Source organism: Marinimicrobium sp. C2-29, from assembly GCF_038419845.1.
Classification (GTDB): Bacteria; Pseudomonadota; Gammaproteobacteria; order Pseudomonadales; family Cellvibrionaceae; genus Marinimicrobium.
In genome coordinates, this window is the sequence record NZ_JBCAQT010000001.1 from 112,458 (window position 1) to 136,381 (window position 23,924).

Here is a 23,924-nt window from a genome sequence, read left to right on the forward strand (position 1 = left end):
CTATCCCCGTATTTTTTTAATGCAAAAAAATCACAAACTTAATGTATTACATTAAGTTTGTGAGCCAAGTCTCTGAGTTTTATCTTGAAGCTCCATGTTGACCCAGGACTTCAAGCCCCCTTTCCTGTTTATACCTACAGCTTTCCCGACAGATAGCGTGCTGTTCGCCGCATTTTGCTTCTCTATTGCTTGACTTTGATCCGGCCGGATTTATAGTGTGCCAATAGTGGTAAAAAGTGGTTAATAGTGGTTTTTTGTGGAATTCCAGCCAAATCCAGTGGCCAGACTTGCCAATCAGTGGAACAAGTGGAAATAGGTGATCAGCGCCGATGAAGGTGGACCGTGCTAACAGGTAGCCATGCCATCAATATGGACTCCAAGGGTCGCATGTCGATTCCGACTCGCATCCGCGAGTCGTTGACGGCGAGCTGTGAGGGTCGCCTGGTGCTCACGGCGCACACCGAAGAGCGCTGCCTGCTGGTCTACCCGGAGCCGGCCTGGCAGGAAAAACTGCCCACCATCGAGCGTCTGCCCATGCTCGACCCGGCGGCACGCCGCATCCAGCGGTTGTGGATCGGCTATGCCACACCGGTGGAAATGGACGGCAATGGCCGCATTCTGGTGCCACCCACGCTGCGCACCTACGCCGGCCTTGAGAAAAAGCTGATGTTGGTGGGGCTGGGCAACAAAATGGAGCTTTGGGACGAAGAGCGCTGGCAGGAGTTGCTGGAAGAGCCGGTCACGAGCCAGATATCACCCGAATTGCAATCGCTGACATTCTAAACCGAATTTTCAACGCTCCGACAATTTTACAGCAACGTTATAACAAGGTGCGCCATGAGCGATTCTTCCCACCAGACGGTACTGCTCGAAGAAGCCGTCGATGCCCTGGTCCAGGACGTTGACGGTTTCTATGTCGACGGCACCTTTGGTCGGGGCGGGCACAGTGCCCGCATTCTGCAGCGTCTGTCCCCGAGCGGAACGCTCCTGGCCATCGACAAGGATGCCCAGGCACTGGCCGTGGCGCGCGAGCGTATGGGCCAGGACGAGCGCTTTGCCATCGAGCAGGCCTCCTTTGCCGATTTGAGCCGCCTGGTGGCGGAGCGCGGAATGACCGGAAAGGTCAAAGGTCTGTTGCTGGATCTGGGCGTGTCCTCTCCGCAACTGGATGAGGCCGAACGTGGTTTCAGCTTTCTCAAGGACGGTCCGCTGGATATGCGCATGGACCAGTCCCGGGGTGAAAGCGCGGCGGACTGGCTCAAGCGGGCACCGGAAGGGGAAATCGTCCGGGTGCTGAAAGAGTATGGCGAGGAGCGCTTTGCCAAGCGCATGGCCAGGGCGCTGGTGGCGGAAAGAGCCGAGCGGCCCATCACCCGCACCGCCCAGCTGGCAGAGATTGTCAAAGCCGCGAATCCCGCCTGGGAAAAGGGCAAGCACCCGGCAACCCGGGCCTTCCAGGCCATCCGGATCCATATCAATGATGAATTGTCGGATCTGGAATCGGTGCTTGAACAGGCACTGGAGGTGCTCGCGCCCGGTGGTCGTCTGGTGGTCATCAGTTTTCACTCCCTGGAGGACCGGGTGGTGAAGCGTTTTATTCGGCGTCAGGAAAAGGGACAGCCGCTGCCCGCGGGGCTGCCGGTGACCGATGACCAGCTGGAGCGTCGCCTGCGCAGTTGTGGCAAGGCCGCCCGCGCGGACGATCAGGAAGTGAGCACTAACGTACGGTCTCGCAGCGCCATTATGCGAGTCGCGGAAAAAATACAGTAACCCGACATTATTGGCCGGTCACCCGCAAACAAATAAGAGGAACAATTGATGCCAGCAACACCTTCATCCAGGCGCACCGGTAACCGTCAGCAGCTGCTGATGGTGGCGTTGCTCTGGGTGCTGGTGGTGGCATCGGCGCTGGCGGTGGTGGCTTCCACCCATGCGACCCGCACCCGGGTGAACGAGCTGGAAACCCTGCGGCGCGAGGCGGCTGAGCTGCAAGTGGTGTGGGGGCAATACATGCTGGAGCAGAGTTCCTGGGCGGCCTACGGTCGAGTGGAGCAGATCGCCCGGGACGAGTTGGATATGCGTTTACCCGGAGTGGATGACGTAGTGATGGTGGTTCATGAATAAAGGCATGAATAAGGCTCAGACACTGACAATTGCGCGCTGGCGCGTCTGGGTCGTCGCGGCGGCCGTGCTCCTGGTGGGCGCGGCACTGCTCTGGCGCCTGGCCAGCCTGCAGGTGTTGCCCGATACCGATCAGGGCTTCGAGTTTCTGCAGGGTCAGGGTCAGGCCCGGACCCTGCGTACCGAATCAATCAGCGCCTATCGCGGTGTGATTACCGACCGCAATGGCGAGCCGCTGGCGGTCAGCACGCCGGTGGAGACGCTGTGGGCCGACCCCTCGGTGCTCATTCAGGTGCCGCACCTCTGGTCCGAGCTGGCGCGCGCGCTGGATATGTCGGAGTCGGAGCTGGAGTCGCGCCTGTCGCGCTACAGCAGCAAGGAGTTCATGTATCTGCAGCGCCACCTGCCTCCGCAGGTCGCCGAGGACGTGCTCGCGCTGGATGTGCCCGGTGTCTACAGTCAGCGCGAATACCGTCGTTACTACCCGGCGGGCGAGGTCGCCGCACACCTGGTGGGCTTTACCGACATTGACGATCGCGGGCAGGAAGGCATGGAGCTGGCGTACGATGCCTGGCTCTCGGGCGAAAGTGGTGCCAAGCAGGTGTTGAAAGATCTGCGGGGTCGCACCGTCAAGGAGCTCCAGCTGCTCCAGTCGGCCCGTCCGGGGCGCAATCTCGCTCTCAGTATCGATCTGCGTCTGCAGTACGTGGCCCACCGCGAACTCAAGGCGGCCGTGCAGAATAACGGCGCCATTGGCGGTTCACTGGTGATCATGGATGTGAAGACCGGGGAGATTCTGGCGATGACCAACCAGCCGGCCTACAACCCCAACGACCGCTCGGGTCTGCGTTCGGCGGCGCTGCGCAACCGCGCCATGACCGACCTGTTCGAGCCCGGTTCGACCATGAAACCCCTGGCGGTCATGGCGGCACTGGAAACCGGACGGTTTACACCCGAATCTACTATCAACACCAGCCCCGGCTACACCCAGGTGGGTCGCAAAACGCTGCTCGATCCGGTCGATTACGGCACTCTGACCCTGAGTCAGGTGATCGCCAAATCCAGCCAGGTCGGTATGACCAAGCTGGCTCTGGATCTGGAGCCCAGCACCGTGCGCAATATGTACCGTCGCCTGGGTCTGGGGCAGGGCGTGGGCACCGGCTTTCCCGGCGAGGCGGTGGGTCTGTTGCCCAACTATCAGAAGTGGCAGCCGATTCAGCGTGCGACCTTTGCCTTTGGCTACGGCCTGAACCTGACCGCCATGCAACTGGTGCAGGCCTACAGTGTCGTGGCCAGCGGCGGCATCAGTCGTACCCCCTCCCTGGTGCGCGTGGATGGGCCCACTGAGGGCGAAAAGGTGGTCGATGAAGATCTGGCCCAGGAAGTGACCAAGATGTTGCGCCGTGCGGTCAGTACCGAAGGCACGGCTTCGCTGGCCGAAATTCCCTCCTACCCGGTAGCCGGCAAGACCGGCACCGTCCACAAGGTCGGTGTCGGTGGTTATGTGGACAACAAATACATCGCCTCGTTTGTGGGCATGGCGCCGGCCGACGATCCGCGCATTGTCGCGGCGGTGATCATCGACGAGCCCTCTGATGCCCGCTACTTCGGCGGCCAGGTGGCCGCACCGGTGTTTGCGCGTGTGGCCGAGGATGCGTTGCGGATGTTGCAGGTGCCGCCGCTGCTCAAGCGGCAGGACGGTGTGGCGCGCGGCAAAGCCGCCGGGGAGCCGTTGTCATGATGCTGGCAAGAGAACCCATCACCCTGGCCACGCTGCTGCCCGAGTCTTCCCTCGAGGGGCTTGAGCAGTATTCGGTCTCCGGCATGACGCTGGACAGTCGGCAGATTCAGACCGGTGACCTCTTTGTGGCGATCAAAGGCCATGCAGTTGACGGTCGGCACTACATTGACGACGCCCTGGCGCGGGGTGCGAGCGCGATCTTCATGGAAGCCGACGATGATCGGGAAGCGCTGACTCTGCGCTCGGATATTCCGGTCGTGACTCTGCCACGGCTGGCACAACAATTGAGCGCCATTGCGGGCCGCTTCTATTCGCATCCCAGTCACGCCATGCCCCTGGTGGGCGTGACCGGAACCAACGGCAAAACCACCTGTGCCCTGCTGTTGGCACAGGTGTTTGCCCTTCTACAGCAGCGCGCCGGGGTACTGGGAACACTCGGTTACGGCGTGCTCAAAGCCGATCGCCCGATGAGCGAGCAACTGCCGGCGCTGGTTCACACCGGTCTGACCACACCCGATGCCATCGGGGTGCAGAAAATACTGCGCGAGCTGGCCGACGCCGGTGCGACCTGTACCGCCCTGGAAGTCTCCTCCCACAGTCTGGTGCAGGATCGGGTTGCCGACATCGAAATCGGGACAGCGCTGTTCACCAACCTGAGCCAGGACCACCTCGACTACCACGGCAACATGGACGCCTACGGTCAAGCGAAAGCGCGGTTATTACAGCAACCCGGCCTGCGCCGCATCCTGGTCAATCACGACGATGCCTGGTGCGCCGGTCTGTTGGCCCAGAAGCCCGAATCAGTGACGGGGCTGAGTTACTCGCTCAGTGACACCGACGCCGATGTACATTTGACCGATCGGTTTGAACAACGCTCCGGCATCAGTGCCCATCTGGTCAGCCCCTGGGGCAGTGGCGAACTGCACACGCCACTGTTGGGCGATTTCAATCTCAGTAATCTGCTCGGTGTGATCAGCGTTGCCTGTGCTCACGGATTTGCCCTGGAAGCGGTGCTTCGCGTGGTGCCCGAGCTGGTCGCCGCACCCGGACGGATGGAAGCGGTAGTGATTGATGAACACCAGCAGGACGTTCAGGTGGTGGTGGATTACGCCCACACGCCGGACGCGCTTGAGAATACGCTCAAAGCCCTGCAGTCACACAATACCGGACGCCTCTGGTGTGTGTTCGGCTGCGGGGGTGATCGCGACACCGAAAAGCGCCCGCTGATGGGCCGGCTGGCAGAACGCTACAGTGATTACGTCATCGTGACCAATGACAACCCCCGCACGGAAGATCCGGCGCAGATCGCGGCCGATATTCTGCGGGGCATGGACAACGATCATCAGTGCCTGGTGATTGCCGATCGCGCCCAGGCTATTGACCTGGCGGTCCAGCAGGCGCGCTCGGGCGACACCATTCTGGTGGCCGGCAAGGGCCATGAGGATTATCAGATTTTCGCCCATGAGACCCTGACGTTCAGCGATCGGGAGCAGGTGCGCCAGTCACTGGATCGCCGGCTGAAAAAACGCGCATCCGGGGAGGTGGCATCGTGATTGGTACCATGCGTCTGTCTGAACTCACCGAGCGGCTGGGGGCCCGCCTGCATCAGGGCGACGCCGAGTTTCACCGGCTCACCACCGATACCCGCAATGCGCACAAAGGGGATCTGTTCCTCGCGCTGCGCGGTGAACGGTTCGATGCCCACGATTTTCTTGAAGAGGCCGTGGCGCGCGGCGTCTGTGGCCTGGTGGTCGAGCAGCGCTTTGCCGAGCTGGATCTGCCACAACTGGTGGTTCCCGATACGCTTGAGGCGCTGGGCCAGATCGCGGCCGCCAACCGCGACCGGTTTACCGGCCCGCTGGTGGCGATCACCGGCAGCAGTGGCAAAACCACGGTCAAAACCATGCTCGCCGCGATTCTGACTCGCTCCGGGGCGGTATTGGCCACGCGGGGCAACCTGAACAATCACATCGGTGTGCCCCTGACCTTGCTGGAGCTGGAAGCGACTCACGACTATGCCGTGATCGAGATGGGCGCCAGCGGCCCGGGCGAAATCGCCTCCTATTGTCGCTGGGCGCGTCCCGGCATGGCGCTGATCAACAATGTCATGCCCGCGCATATCGAAGGCTTTGGCTCTCTGGAGGGAGTGGCCAGCGCCAAGGGCGAGATTTACGCAAGCCTTCCGGAAGAGGGGCTGGCGATAATCAATCTGGATGAACCTTTTGTCGAGAGCTGGCGGGCCCGCTTGACCGCGCGGCGCGAATTGACCTTTGCGCTGGAAAATCCCGCGGCGGACTGCCGGGCCGAGGCCATTCACTATCGCCCCGACGGGGTGGACTTCACCCTGGTTACGCCCTCCGGCAAGGCACAGGTGCACCTGCCCGTCCCCGGCGAGCACAGCGTGCGCAATGCGCTGGCCGCTTCCACAGCGGCGCTGGCCATGGGCCAGAGCCCGGAGGCCATCGCTCGCGGGCTGGAGAGTTTCGAGCCGATTGCCGGCCGGATGGCCGCGCGGCGCGGTTGGGGCGGCGCCCTGATCATCGACGACAGTTACAACGCCAACCCCGGCTCGGTCCGAGCGGCTATTGACGTGCTGGCCGCCCACAGTGGCACACGCATTCTGGTGCTGGGTGACATGGGTGAATTGGGAGAGAACGGCGCGCAGCTACACCGCGAGGTGGGCGCGCGCGCGAGCGAACGCGGCATTGATCAACTGATCACCCTGGGCCCGCTGAGCGCCGAGGCCGCGCAAAGCTTCGGCCCCGGTGCGTGCTCATACGATTCTCATCTTGCCGTGATTGAAGCGCTCAAGGCGCAACTGGATGACAACACGCAAGTATTGATAAAAGGCTCTCGCAGCGCCGGTATGGATCAGGTTGTGCGCGGCTTGGCAAACACGGGGGACAACACCTGATGCTACTGTGGCTGGCGGAATACCTACAGGAATACCTGAGCGGCATGGCCGTGTTTCAGTACCTGACGCTGCGCGCCATTCTGGGGGTGCTGACGTCTCTGGGGCTGTCACTGCTGCTGGGCCCCTGGATGATCCGGCGGCTCAATTATCTGCAGATTGGCCAGGCGGTGCGTAGCGATGGCCCGCAGACACATCTGAGCAAAAGCGGCACGCCCACCATGGGGGGCACCCTGATTCTGGCGGCCATCTTTATCAGCACGCTGCTCTGGATGGATCTGAGCAACCGTTATGTCTGGGTCGTATTGGTGGTTACCGCCATTTTCGGCGCGGTCGGTTGGGTGGACGATTACCGCAAGGTGGTCCAGTCCAACTCGCGCGGCCTGCCGGCGCGCTGGAAGTACTTCTGGCAATCCGTGGCCGGTCTGGGTGCGGCTTTCTTCCTGTATTACTCCGCTGTGGTGCCCGCCGAGACACAACTGTTTGTGCCCTTTTTCAAAAGTGTTGCACTGGAACTGGGCCCGGCGTACATCGTGCTCGCCTACCTGGTCATTGTCGGCTCGAGCAATGCCGTGAATCTGACTGATGGTCTCGATGGCCTGGCGATCATGCCCTCGGTGATGGTGGGCTCGGCGCTGGGCATCATTGCCTACCTGTCCGGCCACGTGGAGTTCGCCAATTATCTGCACATTGCCTATATCCCCGGCGCCGGTGAATTGATCGTGTTCTGCAGCGCGTTGGCCGGGGCCGGTCTCGGCTTTCTGTGGTTCAACACCTACCCGGCGCAGGTTTTCATGGGCGATGTGGGCGCACTGGCATTGGGTGCGGCGCTCGGGGTGATGGCCGTGATCGTTCGCCACGAGATTGTCCTGTTCATCATGGGCGGAATTTTCGTGATGGAAACCGTCTCGGTCATTTTGCAGGTGGCCTCTTACAAACTGACCGGGCGACGCATTTTCCGGATGGCGCCTCTGCACCATCACTTTGAATTGAAAGGCTGGCCAGAGCCGCGCGTGATTGTGCGCTTCTGGATCATCACCGTCATGCTGGTGTCCTTCGGGCTCGCCACTTTGAAACTTCGCTAGCGGGAGAGAGTAGCAACTGTGACTCAATTGATCGCCACAAGCAGCCATACCGCCATCGTGGGCGCCGGGGTAACCGGCGTCTCTGTGGCGCGTTTTCTGGCGCGCCGCGGTCAGCGTTTCACGCTGCTGGATACCTGTGTCGATCATCCGAAGCGTGCCGAGCTGGAAAGCGAATTCGGCAAAAATCGGGTGTTTTTCGGCCCGCTCAACGTCGAGCAACTGGCCCGCGCCGAAGAGGTTGTGGTCAGCCCAGGGGTACCGCTCAGCACACCCGAGTTGCAGCAGGCGCGCAATGCCGGCGCCCGGGTGGTGGGTGATATCGATCTGTTTGTGCACTACGCCAAGGCCCCGATTGTGGCCATCACCGGCTCCAACGCCAAGAGCACCGTCACCACCCTGGTGGGAGAGATGGCGCGCGATGCCGGCGTGAAGGTGGCCGTGGGCGGCAACCTCGGAACGCCGGCCATGGATCTGTTGGCCGACGACATCGAGCTCTATGTTCTGGAGCTGTCCAGCTTTCAGCTGGAAGGCGTCCCCAAACTGGGGGCCAAGGTGGCCACCATTCTGAACATCAGCGCCGATCATATGGATCGCTACCCGGATCTGCCCACCTATCATCAGACCAAGTTGCGGGTTTATTACGGCGCGCAGCAGGTGGTGTACAACAGCCAGAGTGTTCTGACTCAGCCGCCCATGAGCGCCGGTGCGGTCCCCATCACTTTTGGCGGTCGCGCCGAGTTCCGTCGCTTCGGCACCATTGAAGAAGACGACGGCACCTGGTTGGCGTGGCAACTGGACCCGCTGATGCCGGCCAGTGAGCTGAAAATCAAAGGCAAGCACAATATCGACAACGCCCTGGCGGCCCTGGCACTGGGTTACGCGGCGGAGCTGCCCATCGACAGCATGCTGGAGACATTGCGGCGCTTCCCGGGCCTGCCTCACCGCTGCGAATGGGTGGCGGAAATTGACGGGGTCAATTACTTCAACGATTCCAAGGGAACCAATGTCGGCGCCGCCATAGCCGCCATCCAGGGGCTGGCCCCGGCCGAAGGCAAAGTGGTACTGATTGCCGGCGGCGAGCCCAAGGGCGCGGATTTTTCCGAGCTGCGTAAGCCGGTGGAAAAATCCGTGCGCTGCGCCGTGCTGATCGGTCGAGCCGCCGAGCAACTGGCCCAGGTGCTGGCCGACAGAACCGACCTGCAGTTTGCGGAGAGTCTGACCGACGCGGTCGAACAGGTGCGCACCCGGGCCGAGCCCGGTGACGTGGTCCTGCTCTCGCCCGCCTGTGCCAGCTTTGACATGTTCACCGATTACCGGGATCGGGGCGATCAATTCCGCCGGGCTGTGGAGGCGCTGTCATGATGGCATCGATCAAACAGCTGTTTGAGGAGTCGGTGGCGATATTCCGCGGCGGTGTCGATCGTCCGCTGGTGTTTCTGTGGTTAGCGCTGATGAGCATTGGCCTGGTGATGATCGCCTCGGCCTCCATCGCGTTTGCCGCCGAGCAATATGGCGATCCCTGGTTCTTTGCCAAGCGTCACGCCATTTACATGTTGCTGGGCGCGGTGGTCGCTCTGGGGGTACTGGCCGTGCCGGTCAAGTACTGGCAGCAATATGCTGGCTGGTTGATGGTGATCACTCTGGTGCTGATGGTGCTGGTGTTGATTCCCGGCATCGGTCGGGAAGTGAACGGTGCGCGGCGCTGGCTGAACCTGGGCATCATTTCGGTTCAGGTATCGGAAGTGGCCAAGCTCGCCGCCGTCTTTTTCTTCGCCGGCTTTTTCACCCGTCGCCACCAGGAGTTGTACACCGGCTGGCAGGGCTTCATTAAGCCGCTGTTGGTGCTCGGGCTGCTGTGCTTTCTGTTGCTGCTGCAACCGGACTTCGGCAGCGCGGTTGTGATGTCGGGTGCCGTGCTGGCCATGATGTTCATCGCCGGGGTCAAGTTGGTGCATTTCAGTCTGCTGTTGGTGTTGGCCGTGGTCGGGCTGGCGGCGTTGGCCGTGTTGGAACCGTATCGGATGACCCGGCTGGTCACCTTTCTGGACCCCTGGGCCTCGCAGTTCGACGCCGGCTATCAGCTGACCCAATCACTGATTGCCTTTGGTCGGGGCGAGTGGTTCGGTCTCGGTCTGGGCAACAGTCTGCAGAAGCTGTTCTACCTGCCCGAGGCGCATACCGACTTTATCGCCGCCATTACCGCCGAAGAGTTCGGTCTTGTGGGGTTGGTGGCATTGCTGGGGTTGTTTGCGGCTCTGGTGTGGCGAATTTTTGCCATTGCCCGGGCCAGCCTCAATGCCCACCGGTTGTTCGCCGCCTTTGCCACGTTCGCTGTGGCGATTCTGCTGACCTCGCAGGTGTTCATCAATGTGGGCGTGGCCGTGGGGATGTTGCCCACCAAAGGCCTGACACTGCCCTTTATCAGTTACGGCGGCAGTAGTCTGTTGATCGGCTGCGCGCTTCTGGCCTTTGTGGTAAGGGTCGACTGGGAGCAACAGCAGGGTCTGACGGTTGCCACGCCCAAAGTACGGCGTGCGCCCCGGACGGCCCGGGCACCATCACTCAGGGAGGCGGCGTGATGAGTCAGAAGCCTCTTAAAGTATTGATCACCGCCGGCGGAACCGGCGGGCATGTGTTTCCGGCTCTGGCCGTGGCCGCCGAGCTCCAGAAGCTGGGCGTCAAGGTCGCCTGGCTGGGCACTCGCCGTGGCATCGAGGCGCGCCTGGTACCGCAAGCTGGCATTGCGCTGCACTGCCTGTCAGTCCAGGGCGTGCGCGGACGCGGTTGGCAGGGGCTGCTCAAGGCGCCTTTTCTGATGGTAGCGGCGCTGGGACAGTCATTGCTGTTGCTGTTGAAGCTCCGGCCGCAACTGGTGCTGGGCTTTGGTGGTTTTGCCTCAGGGCCGGGCGGCTTGGCCGCCAAGGTACTGTGGATTCCACTGATGATTCACGAGCAGAACGCGATCCCGGGCACGACCAATCGCTATCTGGCACCGCTTGCCCGTCGGGTGCTGACGGCCTTCCCCACGTCGCTGCGCCGGGCGCAGGTGGTGGGTAATCCGGTGCGTAGCAACCTGGCCGTATTGGCTGCCCCGGAAGAGCGATTTGCGCATCGGAGGGACGAGCCCCTGAGACTCCTGGTGCTCGGAGGCAGCCTCGGCGCCAGGGCCATCAACGAGCTGGTACCCGAGGCGCTGGCGCGTATGGCGCCTGAAGAGCGGCCCCAGGTCTGGCACCAGGCCGGGCGCGACCATGAAACGGCCGTGGCCGAGCATTACCAACGGCTCGGGGTCGAGGCGCAGGTGGACGCGTTTATTGATGATATGGCAAAGGCTTACAGTTGGGCTGACTGGGCGGTGTGCCGGGCCGGAGCCCTGACGGTGTCGGAGCTGGCGGCCGTGGGGCTGGCGGCTCTGCTGGTACCGTTTCCCTATGCCATCGATGACCACCAGACCCACAACGCCGCGGTACTGGTCGATGCCGGAGCGGCCCTGGCAGTGTCACAGCGGGATCTGGACGCTGAAAAACTGGAAGCGTTGATCCGCACAGAATTTTCCGATCGCTCGGCCCTGCTGAAAATGGCGCAGGCCGGGCGACAACTGGCCACTCCGCAAGCGGCGCGGGTCGTGGCCGAACAATGTATAGAGGTGGCTCGTGGATAAGGCGATTCAATACTACGAAGTCCCGGAAATGCGCCGCATTCGCCGCATCCATTTTATCGGGATCGGTGGCGCGGGCATGAGCGGTATTGCCGAAGTGCTGCTCAACCAGGGCTATGAGATTTCCGGCTCGGATCTGAAAGAGTCGGCCACCACCCGGCGACTGGTTGCCATGGGCGCGCGTCTGTTTATCGGGCACGCAAAAGAAAATGTGGCCGACGCTCATGTGGTGGTGAATTCCAGTGCGGTCGACGCGGACAACCCGGAAATGATCAGCGCCCGTGAGCGCCGTATACCGATTGTGCGTCGCGCCGAAATGCTGGGTGAGTTGATGCGCTACCGGCACGGGATCGCCGTGGCGGGCACGCACGGTAAAACGACCACCACCAGTCTGATGGCCTCGGTGCTGGCCGCTGGTGAGCGCCACCCCACCTTCATCATCGGCGGTCTGGTCAACAGTGCCGGCAGCAACGCCCAGTTGGGGGCCAGTCGCTATCTGGTGGCCGAGGCGGACGAGAGTGATGCGTCGTTTTTGCACCTGCAACCGATGGTGGCCGTGGTCACCAACATCGATGCCGACCACATGGACACCTACGGCGGTGACTTCAACAAGTTGAAGCAGACCTTCGTGGAGTTTGTGCACAACCTGCCGTTCTACGGTCTGGCGGTCATGTGCGGAGACGATCCGGTGATCATGGATATTGCCCCCGACCTGTCGCGCCCGGTGCTGACCTACGGCTTCGACAGTCACAATGATTTCCGGGCGGTGAATGTTCGCAAGGACAAAATGCGGACCCGGTTCGAAGTGATCCGCCCCGAGCGCGAGGCGCCCCTGGCCATTGAACTGAATATTCCCGGCGTTCACAACGTGCTCAATGCCACGGCCGTGGTGGCGGTGGCCACCGACGAGGGCGTGAGTGATGAGGCGATTCAGGAAGGGCTGAAACATTTTGCCGGCGTCGGTCGTCGCTTTCAGGTTTATGGCCACTATCAGGTGGCCGAGGGCGAGGCGATGCTGGTGGACGACTACGGTCACCACCCGCGTGAAGTGGCCGCCACCATTGCCGCCATCCGCGACGGTTGGCCCGATCGGCGTCTGGTGATGGTCTATCAGCCGCACCGCTATACCCGGACCCGCGATCTGTATGAAGACTTTGTCGATGTCCTCTCATCGGTGGATGTGCTCGTGCTGTTGGAAGTGTACAGCGCCGGCGAGGATGCGATTGCCGGAGCTGACGGTCGGCACCTGAGCCGCAGTATTCGATTGCGCGGAGCGGTGGAACCGATTTTTGTCGAACAGGTGGACGATGTGCCCGACGTGCTTCGGGATATTGTCCGGCCGGGCGACATCGTGATTACCCAGGGCGCCGGTAATGTCGGCGCGCTGGCGGGTGAATTGGCGCGGCGCAAGCTGCAATAGTTGAGGTAAAAGAGTGAGTCAGAACACTACTCATACACAAACCGCGGCGCCCGAGGTGACAGCCCTGGGGCGGGTGGCGGTTCTGTTCGGTGGTCAGTCCGCCGAGCGGGAGATCTCGCTGCAGACCGGCGCGGCCGTACTCGAGGCGTTGCAGTCGGCCGGTGTCGACGCCTTTGGTATCGATATCGGTGCCAATGCCATTGAACAGCTACAGGCTCAGCCGATGGACCGGGCGTTCATCGCACTGCACGGCCCCGGAGGTGAAGACGGACGGATTCAGGGTGTTCTGGAATACATGGGCATTCCCTATACCGGCAGTGAGGTGGCCGCCTCGGCTCTGGCCATGGACAAGTTGCGCAGCAAACAGCTCTGGGCCGGCATCGGTCTTTCGACGCCCGCGTTTGCCATGGTGGATGCCGGCAGTGACTGGGATCAGGTTCTGAAAACCCTGGGCGGCGAAGCCATCGTCAAACCGGCGCACGAGGGCTCCAGCATCGGCATGGCCCGGGTGCAATCGGGAGAAGAACTGGAACAGGCCTATCAGGCGGCGGCGCGCTACGACGGCAATGTGATGGTGGAACGTCTGATCACCGGCAGCGAATACACCGTGGCGATTCTGGATGGCGAAGCGCTGCCGCCGATCAAGCTGGAAACGGATCACCGGTTTTACGATTACGACGCCAAGTATCTGGCGAACGACACGCGCTACCTCTGCCCTTGTGGTCTGGATGAAGAGCGTGAGCAGGCATTGAAGGATCTCTCATTGAGAGCCTTTGACAGTCTGGGCTGTCGGGGCTGGGGCCGCGTGGATGTGATGGCGGATCAACTCGGCCACTTCTACCTGCTGGAAGTGAACACGGTGCCGGGAATGACCAGCCACAGTCTGGTGCCCATGGCCGCGCGCGCGGCCGGAATGGATTTCGCGCAGCTGGTGGTGCGCATACTGCGAGCCAGCCAGTCGGGGTCATGAAGCGGGAGCCGACAAAACGCATTCCGGGTCAGCCGCGAGTGACACCGCGCGGGGCCACCCGTCAGAAGAAACGCCAGGGACGATCACCTGAGTTCTGGCGGTGGGCACGAAGAGTGACAGGGACGATGTTGGTGATTGCCCTGATCGGAGGGAGCGTTTACGGCTTGTCGGAACCACTGCAGCGTTGGTTCAATCGTCCGGTGACCGAAGTGAGCGTGGAGGGATCGTTTCGCTACATGAGCCGGGAGAGGGTGGAAGCCCTGTTGAGCCGGGAGTTGGATGAGGATTTTTTCCAACTGGACCTATCCCGGGTAAAGGCCGCGCTGGAGGAAGAGCCCTGGGTTGAGCGTGCCGCACTGAGGCGGCGTTGGCCGGACCAGCTGCAGGTGAAAATTTATGAGGAGCAGCCGATCGCCCGCTGGGGCGAATCGGGCTTTCTCAACCGGCGCGGGGAGATACTGACCGTGACCGATGATCAGATGCTGGCACACTTGCCGCGTCTGGATGGGCCGGACCGGGATGCGGAGCGCATGATGGAGCGCTATCAGGATCTGGCACAGATGCTGCGCAGTCGGCGATTGACGATCCGCTCGCTGAGCAGTGATGACAAGGGAGCCTGGCAGTTGACGTTGGGTGATGGGGTAACCCTCAACATCGGACGCGATCGGGTTCTGGAGAAAATGCGGCGGTTTGTCAGTGTGTTTGAACAGCAATTGCAACAGCGCTGGCAGGAAGTGGAAGCCGTCGATTTGCGCTATCAGAGTGGAGTGGCCGTTTCCTGGAAAAAGGAACGGGAAACCGGGCAGTAGATTGACAATGGAAGAGAGAGTAATGCAAACAAAGTCGAACCAGGTGAGGTCGAGCTAATGGCCAATGTAAATGACAGCAAAATGGTAGTCGGGCTGGACATCGGCACCTCCAAAGTCGTGGCCATCGTCGGCGCTATTACCCCGGAAGGTGAGCTGGAGGTCGTGGGCATTGGCTCACACCGCTCCAGCGGCCTGAAAAAGGGTGTCGTGGTCAATATCGAGTCCACCGTGCAATCGATTCAGCGGGCCGTGGAAGAGGCCGAGCTGATGGCCGGTTGCCAGATCCATTCGGTCTATGTGGGGATTGCTGGCAGTCATATCCGCAGCCTCAACTCGCACGGTATTGTCGCGATCAAGGACCGGGAAGTATTTCCCCAGGATCTGGAGCGGGTGATCGATGCGGCTCAGGCGGTGGCCATTCCGGCGGACCAGAAAATTCTGCACATCCTGCCGCAGGAGTTCCTGATCGACGAGCAGGAGGGTGTGAAAGAGCCGCTGGGCATGTCGGGCGTGCGCCTGGAAGCGAAGGTACACCTGGTCACCTGCGCGGTGAATGCCGCCCAGAACATTGAAAAGTGCATCCGCCGCTGCGGCCTGGAAGTCGAGGACGTGATCCTCGAGCAGCTGGCCTCCAGCTATTCGGTACTGACCGAGGATGAAAAAGAGCTGGGCGTGTGCGTGGTGGACATCGGCGGTGGCACCACCGACATTGCCATTTTCACCGAGGGCGCCATCCGCCATACCGGGGTCATTCCCATTGCCGGCGACCAGGTCACCAACGACATCGCCATGGCGCTGCGCACACCGACGCCCCATGCAGAAGAGATCAAAATCAAGTACGCCTGTGCCCTGGCCAAACTGACCGGACCGGATGAAACCATCAAGGTGCCCAGCGTCGGCGATCGCGAGCCGCGCGATCTGTCCCGCCAGGCGCTGGCCGAAGTGGTGGAGCCGCGCTACGACGAGCTGTTTACCCTGGTGCAGGCCGAGCTGCGCCGCAGCGGGTTTGAAGATCTGATCGCCGCCGGCATCGTGTTGACCGGCGGTACGTCGAAAATGGAAGGCGTGATTGAGCTGGCCGAAGAGATCTTCCACATGCCGGTCCGTCTCGGGGCGCCCCAGAACATTCGTGGTCTTAAAGATATCGTGAACAACCCGATCTATTCCACCGGTGTCGGCCTACTCCTGTATGCCGTCAAGCAACAACAAGAGGGGAGGGGTATTGCCCATGTCAGAGACAACGACGATTCCTGGTTCGAGCGTTTGAAAAAACTGTTTCAAAGCCATTTTTAGTTCACATATTCAAAGTTTCAGTCATTTTTTATTTTTTTGATTTGGTAAAGGAAAAGGGGAATAACCATGTTTGAGCTCGTAGACAACATTCCGCAAAATGCCGTTATAAAAGTCATTGGTGTCGGTGGTGGCGGTGGCAACGCCGTCAAGCACATGATCGACAGCAACATCGAGGGCGTTGAGTTCATCTGCGCCAATACCGATGCGCAGGCGCTCAAGGACGTCGATTCGCGCACCGTTCTGCAGCTGGGCCACAGCATGACCAAGGGCCTGGGTGCCGGCGCCAACCCCGAGGTGGGTCGTCAGGCCGCCATGGAAGATCGCGAGCGTATCGCGGAGGTGCTGCGCGGCGCCGATATGGTCTTCATCGCCGCCGGCATGGGTGGCGGTACCGGTACCGGTGCCGCTCCCATAGTCGCGGAAGTGGCGCGCGACCTGGGAATCCTGACCGTGGCCGTGGTCACCAAGCCGTTCCCCTTTGAGGGGCGCAAGCGCATGGTGGTGGCCGACGCCGGGATCAAAGAGCTGCAGGAGCGGGTCGACTCCCTGATCACCATCCCCAACGAGAAGCTGCTTTCGGTTCTGGGTAAATCCACCAGCCTGCTGGACGCGTTCAAAGCGGCCAACAACGTGCTGCTGGGCGCGGTCCAGGGGATTGCCGATCTGATCATCCGCCCGGGCATGATCAACGTCGACTTTGCCGATGTGCGCACCGTGATGTCCGAAATGGGCATGGCCATGATGGGTACCGGCCACGCCACGGGTGAGAACCGGGCCCGTGAGGCGGCCGAAGCGGCCATTCGCAGTCCGCTGCTCGAAGACGTCAACCTGCAGGGCGCGCGCGGTATCCTGGTGAATATCACCGCCGGTATCGATCTGTCCCTGGGTGAGTACTCGGAGGTGGGTAATACCATTGAAGAGTTTGCCTCCTCTGACGCCACTGTTGTGGTGGGCACGGTTATCGATCCGGAAATGTCCGACGAATTGCGGGTTACAGTGGTGGCCACGGGTTTGGGCGCACCGGCCAAGGAAGAAAAAACCCCTAACAAAACCAAGGTGGTGGTCGATAACACCCGTCGCAAGAGCACCGGCGAGGTGGATTACAACACCTACGACCGTCCGACCGTGATGCGCCAGAGTGCCCAGGCTTCTTCCGCTCAATCGGCGGCGGCTGCTCCCTCTTCCGAGAAGGAGATGGAGTACCTGGACATTCCGGCATTCCTGCGTCGCCAGGCGGATTGATCCGTGAAGGCCGGTTCTAATAGCCGTTGTGCTATCGATAGCGTCAGGCAATCACAGGGATTGTGATGCCGGCGTAGAACCTTTGACCTGAGCGTTGTCATACTACTGTGCCTGCAGTGTTTAGCGGTTCTCCCGTGGGGTGAGCGCTTTCTGTAAGGTAGTGTAAAAAATCACCAATATGGTGCATTCCGCCGCCAGCGCAGTGGTTGCGGTAATGAAAATCTGTTACAATTGCGTCCGTTTTTCAACCCGGCGGTGGTCGCTCAACGTAGCCTTTCACCATCGTCCTCAGCCAAAGGTGGGCTATAAAAGGTAATGATCAGACAGCGCACGCTCAAAAATGCCATCCGGGCCACCGGCGTTGGCTTGCACACCGGTCAGAAAGTGTATCTGACCCTTCTGCCGGCACCTGTTGATGCCGGAATCGTGTTTCGTCGGGTCGATCTGGACCCGGTAGTCGAGATCGAAGCCAAGGCCGAGAACGTCGGCGACACAACCCTGTCCACCAGCCTGGTAAAGGGCGACGTGAAGGTATCCACCGTCGAGCACCTGTTATCCGCCATGGCGGGCCTGGGCATTGATAACGCCATTGTCGAAGTCAGCGCACCCGAAGTGCCCATCATGGACGGCAGTGCCGGTCCTTTTGTCTTTCTGATCCAGTCAGCGGGCATCCAGGAGCAGGCGGCGGCGAAGAAGTTCATCCGGATCAAAAAGCCGGTACACGTGGAAGAGGGCGACAAAACCGCCAGCTTCCTCCCGTTCGAGGGCTTCAAGGTCAGCTTTTCAATCGAGTTTGATCACCCGATGTTCCAGGGAAAGAACCTTCAGACGTCGGTGGACTTCTCCAGCACGTCCTTCGTCAAGGAAGTCAGTCGCGCGAGGACCTTCGGGTTCATGCACGAGATCGAGTACCTACGCTCCAAAGGCCTCGCCAAGGGCGGCAGTGTCGACAATGCCATCGTGGTGGATGACTATCGTATCCTTAACGAAGACGGACTGCGCTACGAAGACGAGTTCGTCAAGCACAAGGTTCTGGACGCCATCGGTGACCTCTACCTGCTGGGCAACAGCCTGATTGGTGAGTTCAAGGCGCACAAATCGGGCCACGCTCTGAACAACAAATCCCTGCGGCAGCTCATTGCCCAGCGCGATGCCTGGGAAGTGGTGACTTTCGAGGACGAGACGGCCGCGCCCATCTCGTACATGAAGCCGCTGCTGGCCGTATAGTCTGGCGGGGGCGCCCCGGACGGCACTTGCCAGGCTCTGTGTGGCAGTAGCTGTGCAACAAGGTCTTATAGCGTCGTAACAACACTTGTAGCGTCGTAACAACAATAGGGCCGCTCTGGAAGCAGAGCGGCCCTATTTGTTTGTTGACGACCCTATCCTCGCTTGCGGCTCCGGGTCCCCGATGGGGCCGATTCGTTGCAATTGGTGTGCTACTTGGGTAACCTGTTGAATTCTATCCAGTTTTCCGGTTTCAGGCGCGTTTTTTAGAACCAAAGCGAATGGTTACGGGCGCATGATGCCGTATTGATATAAACGAAAGCTATAAAATGACGACTGGTACTATGCCTTTCGGCAGCAAAAACGGGTAACATCGGCTCCCTATGAAGATAATTATTGTCAGCAAACAACACGGCCAGACGCGCAGCCTCACTTTAGGTGGCTGGACGCGCGCGCTCTTGTCCATCTGCCTACTGGGGATTCCGGTCACGGCGGCGGGCGTGTTGGGCTTTCAATGGGCCAATGGTGGCATTGGCGACAACGACGTATTTACCGCCGAATCCCGCGAGGCCTGGGAAGCGACCCTGGCCGAGCAGAAGCAGCAGGTCGAGCAGACCCGCGAGCAGGCCCGCAGTCAGGTGGCCGCTCTGACGCTGCGGGTCGCCGAGTTGCAGGCGCGCCTGATGCGCCTGGACGCACTGGGCGAGCATCTGACCACCATCGCCAACCTGGATCAGGGGGAGTTTGATTTCAGTCAGCCCCCGGCGCTGGGCGGTCCCGAGACCGAAACCATCGGTGACCCCTACACCCAGCCCGACTTCATCAGCACCATCGATCAGCTTTCCAGTCAGATTGAAAACCGGGAGCAGCAGCTGGCGACCCTGGATGCCCTGCTGGCCAAGCGCAAACTCCAGGACGATATTTTTATTGCCGGTCGTCCGATCAAGAAAGGCTGGATGTCCTCCCGCTTTGGTCGCCGCACCGATCCATTCACCGGGAAAGTAGCCTGGCACGGTGGAGTGGATTTCGCCGGTAAGGAAGATTCCGAAATCATTTCAGTGGCCGCCGGTGTTGTCACCTGGTCCAAAGACCGTCACGGTTACGGCCAGATGGTCGAGATCAACCACGGCGGGGGCTTCACTACCCGCTACGCGCACAACAAGGAAAATCTGGTCAAAGTGGGCGATGTGGTCAAAAAAGGGCAGATCATCGCTCTGATGGGCTCCAGCGGCCGCTCTACCGGCCCCCACGTGCACTTTGAAGTCTACAAAAATGGCCGAGCGGTCGACCCTTCGACCTATATTCACCGCGCCAGCCGGTAATTCCCCTCCCCCAAGGCTTGCTTTCGCAGGCTAGTTTCGGTTTACTCGTCGGCTTTCCGACGAGGTTTCCATCGTTCACCCGCAAAACTGCATAAATCACGGTAATAACATGATCGGTAACTTAGCGAAATCGCTGTTCGGCTCCAAAAACGAACGCGAACTCAAGCGCATGCGTAAAACTGTCGCAAAAATCAACGACTATGAAAGCGACCTGGAGGCGCTGAGCGACGAACAGCTCAAAGCCAAGACTGATGAGTTTATGCAGCGTCACAAAGACGGCGAGACTCTGGAGCAGCTGTTGCCCGAAGCCTTCGCCACGGTGCGCGAGGCCAGTAAACGCAAACTCGGGCTGCGCCACTTTGACGTCCAGTTGATTGGTGGTATGGCGCTGCACCGGGGCAAAATTGCCGAAATGCGCACCGGTGAGGGTAAAACCCTGGTCTCGACCCTGCCGTGTTATCTGCATGCGCTGACCGGAACGGGGGTTCACGTGGTGACCGTGAACGACTATCTGGCCAGCCGCGACGCCGCCTGGATGAGCCCGGTCTACGAGGCCCTGGGCATGCGCGTGGGCGTCATCCGCTCCATGCAGCCCACCGCCGAGAAGCGCGATGCCTACGCCGCCGATGTGACCTACGGCACCAACAACGAATTCGGCTTTGATTACCTGCGCGACAACATGGCCCTGAGCCTGAAAGACAAGGTCCAACAGCCGCTCAACTTCGCGGTGGTGGACGAAGTCGACTCCATCCTGATCGATGAGGCGCGCACCCCTCTGGTCATTTCCGGCGCCGCCGAGAACAGCTCCGAGCTGTATCAGCGCATGCACAAGCTGATTCAGAACCTCGATCCGGTCAAGGAGGAGGAAGGTGAGGGCGACTACACCCTGGATGAAAAAAGCCGCCAGGTTGAGCTGACCGAGCAGGGACACCAGAAAGTGGAAGACCTGTTGGAGCAGTCGGGTATGCTGCCGGAGGGTGAAAGCCTCTACGCCGCCAACAACCTGAACCTGCTGCACCATGTGAACTCGGCTCTGCGCGCCCGGGCGCTGTTCAATCGCGACGTCGAATACATCGTGCAGGACGGCCAGGTGATCCTGATTGACGAGCACACCGGTCGGACCATGCCCGGTCGGCGTCTGTCCGAAGGCCTGCACCAGGCGATTGAGGCGAAAGAGGGTGTCACCATTCAGAGCGAGAGCCAGACACTGGCCTCCACCACCTTCCAGAACTATTTCCGTCTGTATCCGACCCTGTCGGGCATGACCGGCACGGCCGATACCGAAGCCTTCGAATTCCGCGAGATTTACGGCTTGGACGTGGTGGTCATTCCCACCAACAAGCCGCGTCAGCGTATCGATCTGAACGACCTGGTGTACCTGACGGTGGAAGAGAAGTACGACGCCATCGTGACCGACGTGAAAAAGTACCAGGAAGCCAATGCGCCGATCCTGGTCGGTACCGCTTCAATTGAGACTTCGGAAGAAATGTCCAAGCGTCTGAAAGACGCGGGCATTGAGCACAAGGTGCTGAACGCCAAATACCACGATTACGAGGCGGAAATCATCGCCCAGGCGGGTCGTCCCGGCGCCGTGACCATTGCCACCAACATGGCCGGTCGCGGTACCGATATCGTGCTCGGCGGCAACTGGGAGGCCGAAGTCGCCAAGCTGGAGAACCCCACCCAGGAGCAGATCGACAAGATCAAAGCCGAGTGGCAGAAGCGTCACGATATGGTGATTGAAGCCGGTGGTCTGCACATCATCGGCACCGAGCGGCACGAATCGCGCCGCATCGACAACCAGCTGCGCGGTCGCGCCGGCCGTCAGGGCGACCCGGGTGTGACCCGCTTCTACCTGTCCATGGAAGACAGCCTGATGCGCATCTTCGCCTCCGACCGCATCCGCAACTTCATGCAGGCCCTGGGCATGGAGAAGGGCGAGGCCATTGAGCATCGGATGGTCAACAACGCCATCGAAAAGGCCCAGCGCAAGGTCGAGGGCCGCAACTTCGACATTCGTAAACAGCTGCTGGAATTCGATAACGTTGCCAACGACCAGCGTCTGATCATCTACAACCAGCGCAACGAGCTGCTCGAATCGGAAAGCATCAGCGATACCATCACCTCCATCCGTTACGATGTGGTGGACGAGTTGATCAGTGAATACGTTCCGCCTCAGAGCCTGGAAGAGCAGTGGGATGTAGCGGGGCTGGAAAAGCGCCTGGAGAAGGAACTGGGCCTGAGACTGCCGTTGCAGCAATGGCTGGATGAAGACGACCAGCTGCACGAAGAGAAGCTGCGTGAAAAAATCCAGGAAGAGGCGCAGGCCGCTTACAACGCCAAGTGCGAGCGCATTGGCAGCGTCATGACCGAGATCGAGAAACAGGTCATGCTGCAGGTGCTGGACAACTCCTGGAAAGAGCAGCTGGCCAACATGGATCACCTGCGCCAGGGCATCAATCTGCGCTCCTACGCTCAGCGCAACCCCAAGCAGGAATACAAGCGCGAAGCCTTCTATCTGTTCCAGGCCATGCTCGACAAGGTCAAGCACGAAGTGATTCGCCTGCTCGCGCGGGTAGAACCGGTGACCCGCGAGCAGATGGAAGAGATGGAGCGCAAGCGGCGCGAAGAGCGCGACCGGCAGAAAATGCAGCTGCAGCACGATGAAGTGTCAGCACTGGAAGGTCGGAAGCAGCAGGCGGCCTCTCAGCCCGAGGGCGAGGGCGCGCCCGGCGGTCGTCCGTTTGTGCGTGAGAACCGCAAGGTGGGTCGCAACGACCCCTGCCCCTGCGGCTCGGGCAAGAAATACAAGCAGTGTCACGGTAAGTTGAGCTAGTCGGCCGGCTGTTTTTTTTACCGTCCCTTTTAGCCTGAACCAGTAACCCGAACACGGAGTGATTTCGATGGCCGTCGGTGAGTATCCTTTTCCATCCATGCCGGCGCTCGCCGGCCTCAGGCTGGCCACGGCCAGTGCCGGCATCAAGCGCCCGGGCCGCCAGGATCTGGTCCTGTTGGAGCTGGCCGAGGGCAGCCGGACGGCGGGCGTGTTTACCCGCAACGCCTTTTGCGCGGCCCCCGTCACCCTGTGTCGGGAGCACCTGCAGAAAACGCCTATTCGCTACCTGGTGATCAACTCGGGCAACGCCAACGCCTGTACCGGCGAGCGCGGCCGGCTCGATGCCATCCGCACCTGCGAGGCACTTGCCTCCCTGACCGGTGTCTCCGCCGAAGCGGTTCTGCCGTTTTCCACGGGCGTCATCGGTGAGCCGCTGCCGGTCGATAAAATCACCCGGGTGCTGCCCGACGCCCAGAGCGCGTTGAGCGACACTGGCTGGGAGGCGGCCGCCCGGGCGATCATGACCACCGACACCCGCCCCAAGGGCTTTACCGGTCAGGTCGAGCATCTGGGTAAAACCATTACCGTCAACGGTATCGCCAAAGGCGCGGGCATGATCAAGCCCAATATGGGCACCATGTTGGCCTACATTGCCACCGATGCCGATGTGGCCCAGCCGGTACTGGAGCAACTCTGCCGGGATGCCGCCAACCGCTCATTCAATCGCATCACCATCGATGGCGACACCTCCACCAACGACTCCTGCATCCTGATGGCCACCGGGCGCTCCGACGCCGAGCCGGTCACCATGCCCTCCGGCGAGCTGTACGATAAGCTGCGGGCGTTGATCATTCACGCCCACGAGTATCTGGCCAAATGCATCGTGGCCGATGGCGAGGGCGCCACCAAGTTTGTCACCCTGGAGGTTCGGGGCGGCGCCGATGTCGAGGAGTGTCTCAAGGTGGGCTACGCCGTGGCGCACTCGCCCCTGATCAAGACCGCGCTCTTTGCCTCGGATCCCAACTGGGGGCGAATCGTGGCGGCCGTGGGCTATGCCGGCCTGACGGATCTGGATGCGGATCGGGTGCGGATTCATCTGAACGACACCCTGATTGTCGAAAACGGCGGTCGCGCCGACACCTACACCGAGGAGCAGGGCCAGGCGGTGATGGATGGCGATGAGATCACCATCCGGATTGATCTGGGGCGGGGCGAAGTGGCTGAAACCCTCTGGACCACGGACCTGTCTCACGAATACGTGCGCATCAACGCCGACTACCGCAGCTGAGGTG

19 protein-coding genes are annotated in these 23,924 nt (G+C 60.9%); all 19 read left to right on the forward strand.

All coding sequences use genetic code 11. From position 1 onward, the window contains the following. The first annotated feature begins 342 nt into the window (after positions 1 to 342). The 19 genes from mraZ (at position 343) to argJ (ending at position 23,920) form a co-directional block, all read left to right on the forward strand. On the forward strand, positions 343 to 783 hold the full coding sequence (gene mraZ, locus AAE484_RS00545) for a division/cell wall cluster transcriptional repressor MraZ (protein WP_341936360.1): 441 nt from the start codon (positions 343 to 345) through the stop codon (positions 781 to 783). A 54-nt stretch (positions 784 to 837) separates the two neighbouring features. Beyond that, positions 838 to 1,770, forward strand: a complete 933-nt coding sequence (gene rsmH, locus AAE484_RS00550; protein ID WP_341936361.1) for a 16S rRNA (cytosine(1402)-N(4))-methyltransferase RsmH — start codon at positions 838 to 840, stop codon at positions 1,768 to 1,770. Between the two features lie 48 nt (positions 1,771 to 1,818). Beyond that, positions 1,819 to 2,124, forward strand: coding sequence for a cell division protein FtsL (ftsL, locus tag AAE484_RS00555; RefSeq protein WP_341936363.1), 306 nt, complete (start codon positions 1,819 to 1,821; stop codon positions 2,122 to 2,124). A gap of 4 nt (positions 2,125 to 2,128) precedes the next feature. Next, entirely contained in the window at positions 2,129 to 3,862 is a 1,734-nt protein-coding gene (locus tag AAE484_RS00560) for a peptidoglycan D,D-transpeptidase FtsI family protein (protein WP_341936364.1), read from the forward strand. Then, positions 3,859 to 5,415: a UDP-N-acetylmuramoyl-L-alanyl-D-glutamate--2,6-diaminopimelate ligase gene (locus tag AAE484_RS00565; protein ID WP_341936365.1), complete on the forward strand. Its 1,557-nt coding sequence runs from the start codon at positions 3,859 to 3,861 to the stop codon at positions 5,413 to 5,415. The genes AAE484_RS00560 and AAE484_RS00565 overlap by 4 nt, the downstream gene beginning before the upstream one ends. Then, the gene (locus AAE484_RS00570; RefSeq protein ID WP_341936366.1) at positions 5,412 to 6,776 is read left to right on the forward strand and encodes a UDP-N-acetylmuramoyl-tripeptide--D-alanyl-D-alanine ligase; all 1,365 of its coding nucleotides are present in this window, start codon (positions 5,412 to 5,414) and stop codon (positions 6,774 to 6,776) included. Before AAE484_RS00565 ends, AAE484_RS00570 begins: the two co-directional genes overlap by 4 nt. After that, entirely contained in the window at positions 6,776 to 7,858 is a 1,083-nt protein-coding gene (mraY, locus tag AAE484_RS00575) for a phospho-N-acetylmuramoyl-pentapeptide-transferase (protein WP_341936367.1), read from the forward strand. The genes AAE484_RS00570 and mraY overlap by 1 nt, the downstream gene beginning before the upstream one ends. An 18-nt stretch (positions 7,859 to 7,876) precedes the next feature. Continuing rightward, positions 7,877 to 9,220 carry a UDP-N-acetylmuramoyl-L-alanine--D-glutamate ligase gene (gene murD / locus AAE484_RS00580; protein ID WP_341936368.1) on the forward strand — a complete coding sequence of 448 codons (1,344 nt, stop codon included), beginning with the start codon at positions 7,877 to 7,879 and terminating at the stop codon, positions 9,218 to 9,220. Further along, positions 9,217 to 10,437, forward strand: a complete 1,221-nt coding sequence (gene ftsW, locus AAE484_RS00585) for a putative lipid II flippase FtsW (protein WP_341936369.1) — start codon at positions 9,217 to 9,219, stop codon at positions 10,435 to 10,437. Before murD ends, ftsW begins: the two co-directional genes overlap by 4 nt. Further along, entirely contained in the window at positions 10,437 to 11,519 is a 1,083-nt protein-coding gene (gene murG, locus AAE484_RS00590) for an undecaprenyldiphospho-muramoylpentapeptide beta-N-acetylglucosaminyltransferase (RefSeq protein ID WP_341936370.1), read from the forward strand. The genes ftsW and murG overlap by 1 nt, the downstream gene beginning before the upstream one ends. Positions 11,520 to 11,547: 28 nt before the next feature. Continuing rightward, positions 11,548 to 12,936, forward strand: a complete 1,389-nt coding sequence (gene murC, locus AAE484_RS00595) for a UDP-N-acetylmuramate--L-alanine ligase (RefSeq protein ID WP_341936640.1) — start codon at positions 11,548 to 11,550, stop codon at positions 12,934 to 12,936. Positions 12,937 to 12,949: 13 nt separating this feature from the next. Next, complete coding sequence (locus tag AAE484_RS00600; protein ID WP_341936371.1) at positions 12,950 to 13,906, forward strand: D-alanine--D-alanine ligase; 957 nt, start codon at positions 12,950 to 12,952, stop codon at positions 13,904 to 13,906. A gap of 164 nt (positions 13,907 to 14,070) precedes the next feature. After that, entirely contained in the window at positions 14,071 to 14,715 is a 645-nt protein-coding gene (locus tag AAE484_RS00605; protein ID WP_341936372.1) for a cell division protein FtsQ/DivIB, read from the forward strand. A gap of 57 nt (positions 14,716 to 14,772) precedes the next feature. Further along, positions 14,773 to 16,008 carry a cell division protein FtsA gene (gene ftsA / locus AAE484_RS00610; RefSeq protein ID WP_341936373.1) on the forward strand — a complete coding sequence of 412 codons (1,236 nt, stop codon included), beginning with the start codon at positions 14,773 to 14,775 and terminating at the stop codon, positions 16,006 to 16,008. Positions 16,009 to 16,074: 66 nt separating this feature from the next. Beyond that, positions 16,075 to 17,250: a cell division protein FtsZ gene (gene ftsZ / locus AAE484_RS00615; protein WP_341936374.1), complete on the forward strand. Its 1,176-nt coding sequence runs from the start codon at positions 16,075 to 16,077 to the stop codon at positions 17,248 to 17,250. A gap of 315 nt (positions 17,251 to 17,565) precedes the next feature. Beyond that, positions 17,566 to 18,477, forward strand: a complete 912-nt coding sequence (gene lpxC, locus AAE484_RS00620) for a UDP-3-O-acyl-N-acetylglucosamine deacetylase (RefSeq protein ID WP_341936375.1) — start codon at positions 17,566 to 17,568, stop codon at positions 18,475 to 18,477. A 380-nt stretch (positions 18,478 to 18,857) separates the two neighbouring features. After that, entirely contained in the window at positions 18,858 to 19,796 is a 939-nt protein-coding gene (locus tag AAE484_RS00625) for a peptidoglycan DD-metalloendopeptidase family protein (protein ID WP_341936376.1), read from the forward strand. Between the two features lie 109 nt (positions 19,797 to 19,905). After that, positions 19,906 to 22,632, forward strand: coding sequence for a preprotein translocase subunit SecA (secA, locus tag AAE484_RS00630; RefSeq protein WP_341936378.1), 2,727 nt, complete (start codon positions 19,906 to 19,908; stop codon positions 22,630 to 22,632). Positions 22,633 to 22,699: 67 nt separating this feature from the next. Beyond that, positions 22,700 to 23,920 (forward strand): bifunctional glutamate N-acetyltransferase/amino-acid acetyltransferase ArgJ, encoded by a 1,221-nt coding sequence (gene argJ, locus AAE484_RS00635; RefSeq protein ID WP_341936379.1) that lies wholly within the window; start codon positions 22,700 to 22,702, stop codon positions 23,918 to 23,920. Positions 23,921 to 23,924: the final 4 nt, after the last annotated feature.

Bases quoted from the DNA above. Each gene is read 5' to 3' on its own strand.
- rsmH (WP_341936361.1), top strand. From the start codon at position 838: ATGAGCGATTCTTCCCACCAGACGGTACTGCTCGAAGAAGCCGTCGAT.
- ftsL (WP_341936363.1), top strand. From the start codon at position 1,819: ATGCCAGCAACACCTTCATCCAGGCGCACCGGTAACCGTCAGCAGCTG.
- AAE484_RS00560 (WP_341936364.1), top strand. From the start codon at position 2,129: ATGAATAAGGCTCAGACACTGACAATTGCGCGCTGGCGCGTCTGGGTC.
- AAE484_RS00565 (WP_341936365.1), top strand. From the start codon at position 3,859: ATGATGCTGGCAAGAGAACCCATCACCCTGGCCACGCTGCTGCCCGAG.
- mraY (WP_341936367.1), top strand. From the start codon at position 6,776: ATGCTACTGTGGCTGGCGGAATACCTACAGGAATACCTGAGCGGCATG.
- ftsW (WP_341936369.1), top strand. From the start codon at position 9,217: ATGATGGCATCGATCAAACAGCTGTTTGAGGAGTCGGTGGCGATATTC.
- murG (WP_341936370.1), top strand. From the start codon at position 10,437: ATGAGTCAGAAGCCTCTTAAAGTATTGATCACCGCCGGCGGAACCGGC.
- murC (WP_341936640.1), top strand. From the start codon at position 11,548: ATGCGCCGCATTCGCCGCATCCATTTTATCGGGATCGGTGGCGCGGGC.
- ftsA (WP_341936373.1), top strand. From the start codon at position 14,773: ATGGCCAATGTAAATGACAGCAAAATGGTAGTCGGGCTGGACATCGGC.
- ftsZ (WP_341936374.1), top strand. From the start codon at position 16,075: ATGTTTGAGCTCGTAGACAACATTCCGCAAAATGCCGTTATAAAAGTC.
- lpxC (WP_341936375.1), top strand. From the start codon at position 17,566: ATGATCAGACAGCGCACGCTCAAAAATGCCATCCGGGCCACCGGCGTT.
- AAE484_RS00625 (WP_341936376.1), top strand. From the start codon at position 18,858: ATGAAGATAATTATTGTCAGCAAACAACACGGCCAGACGCGCAGCCTC.
- secA (WP_341936378.1), top strand. From the start codon at position 19,906: ATGATCGGTAACTTAGCGAAATCGCTGTTCGGCTCCAAAAACGAACGC.
- argJ (WP_341936379.1), top strand. From the start codon at position 22,700: ATGGCCGTCGGTGAGTATCCTTTTCCATCCATGCCGGCGCTCGCCGGC.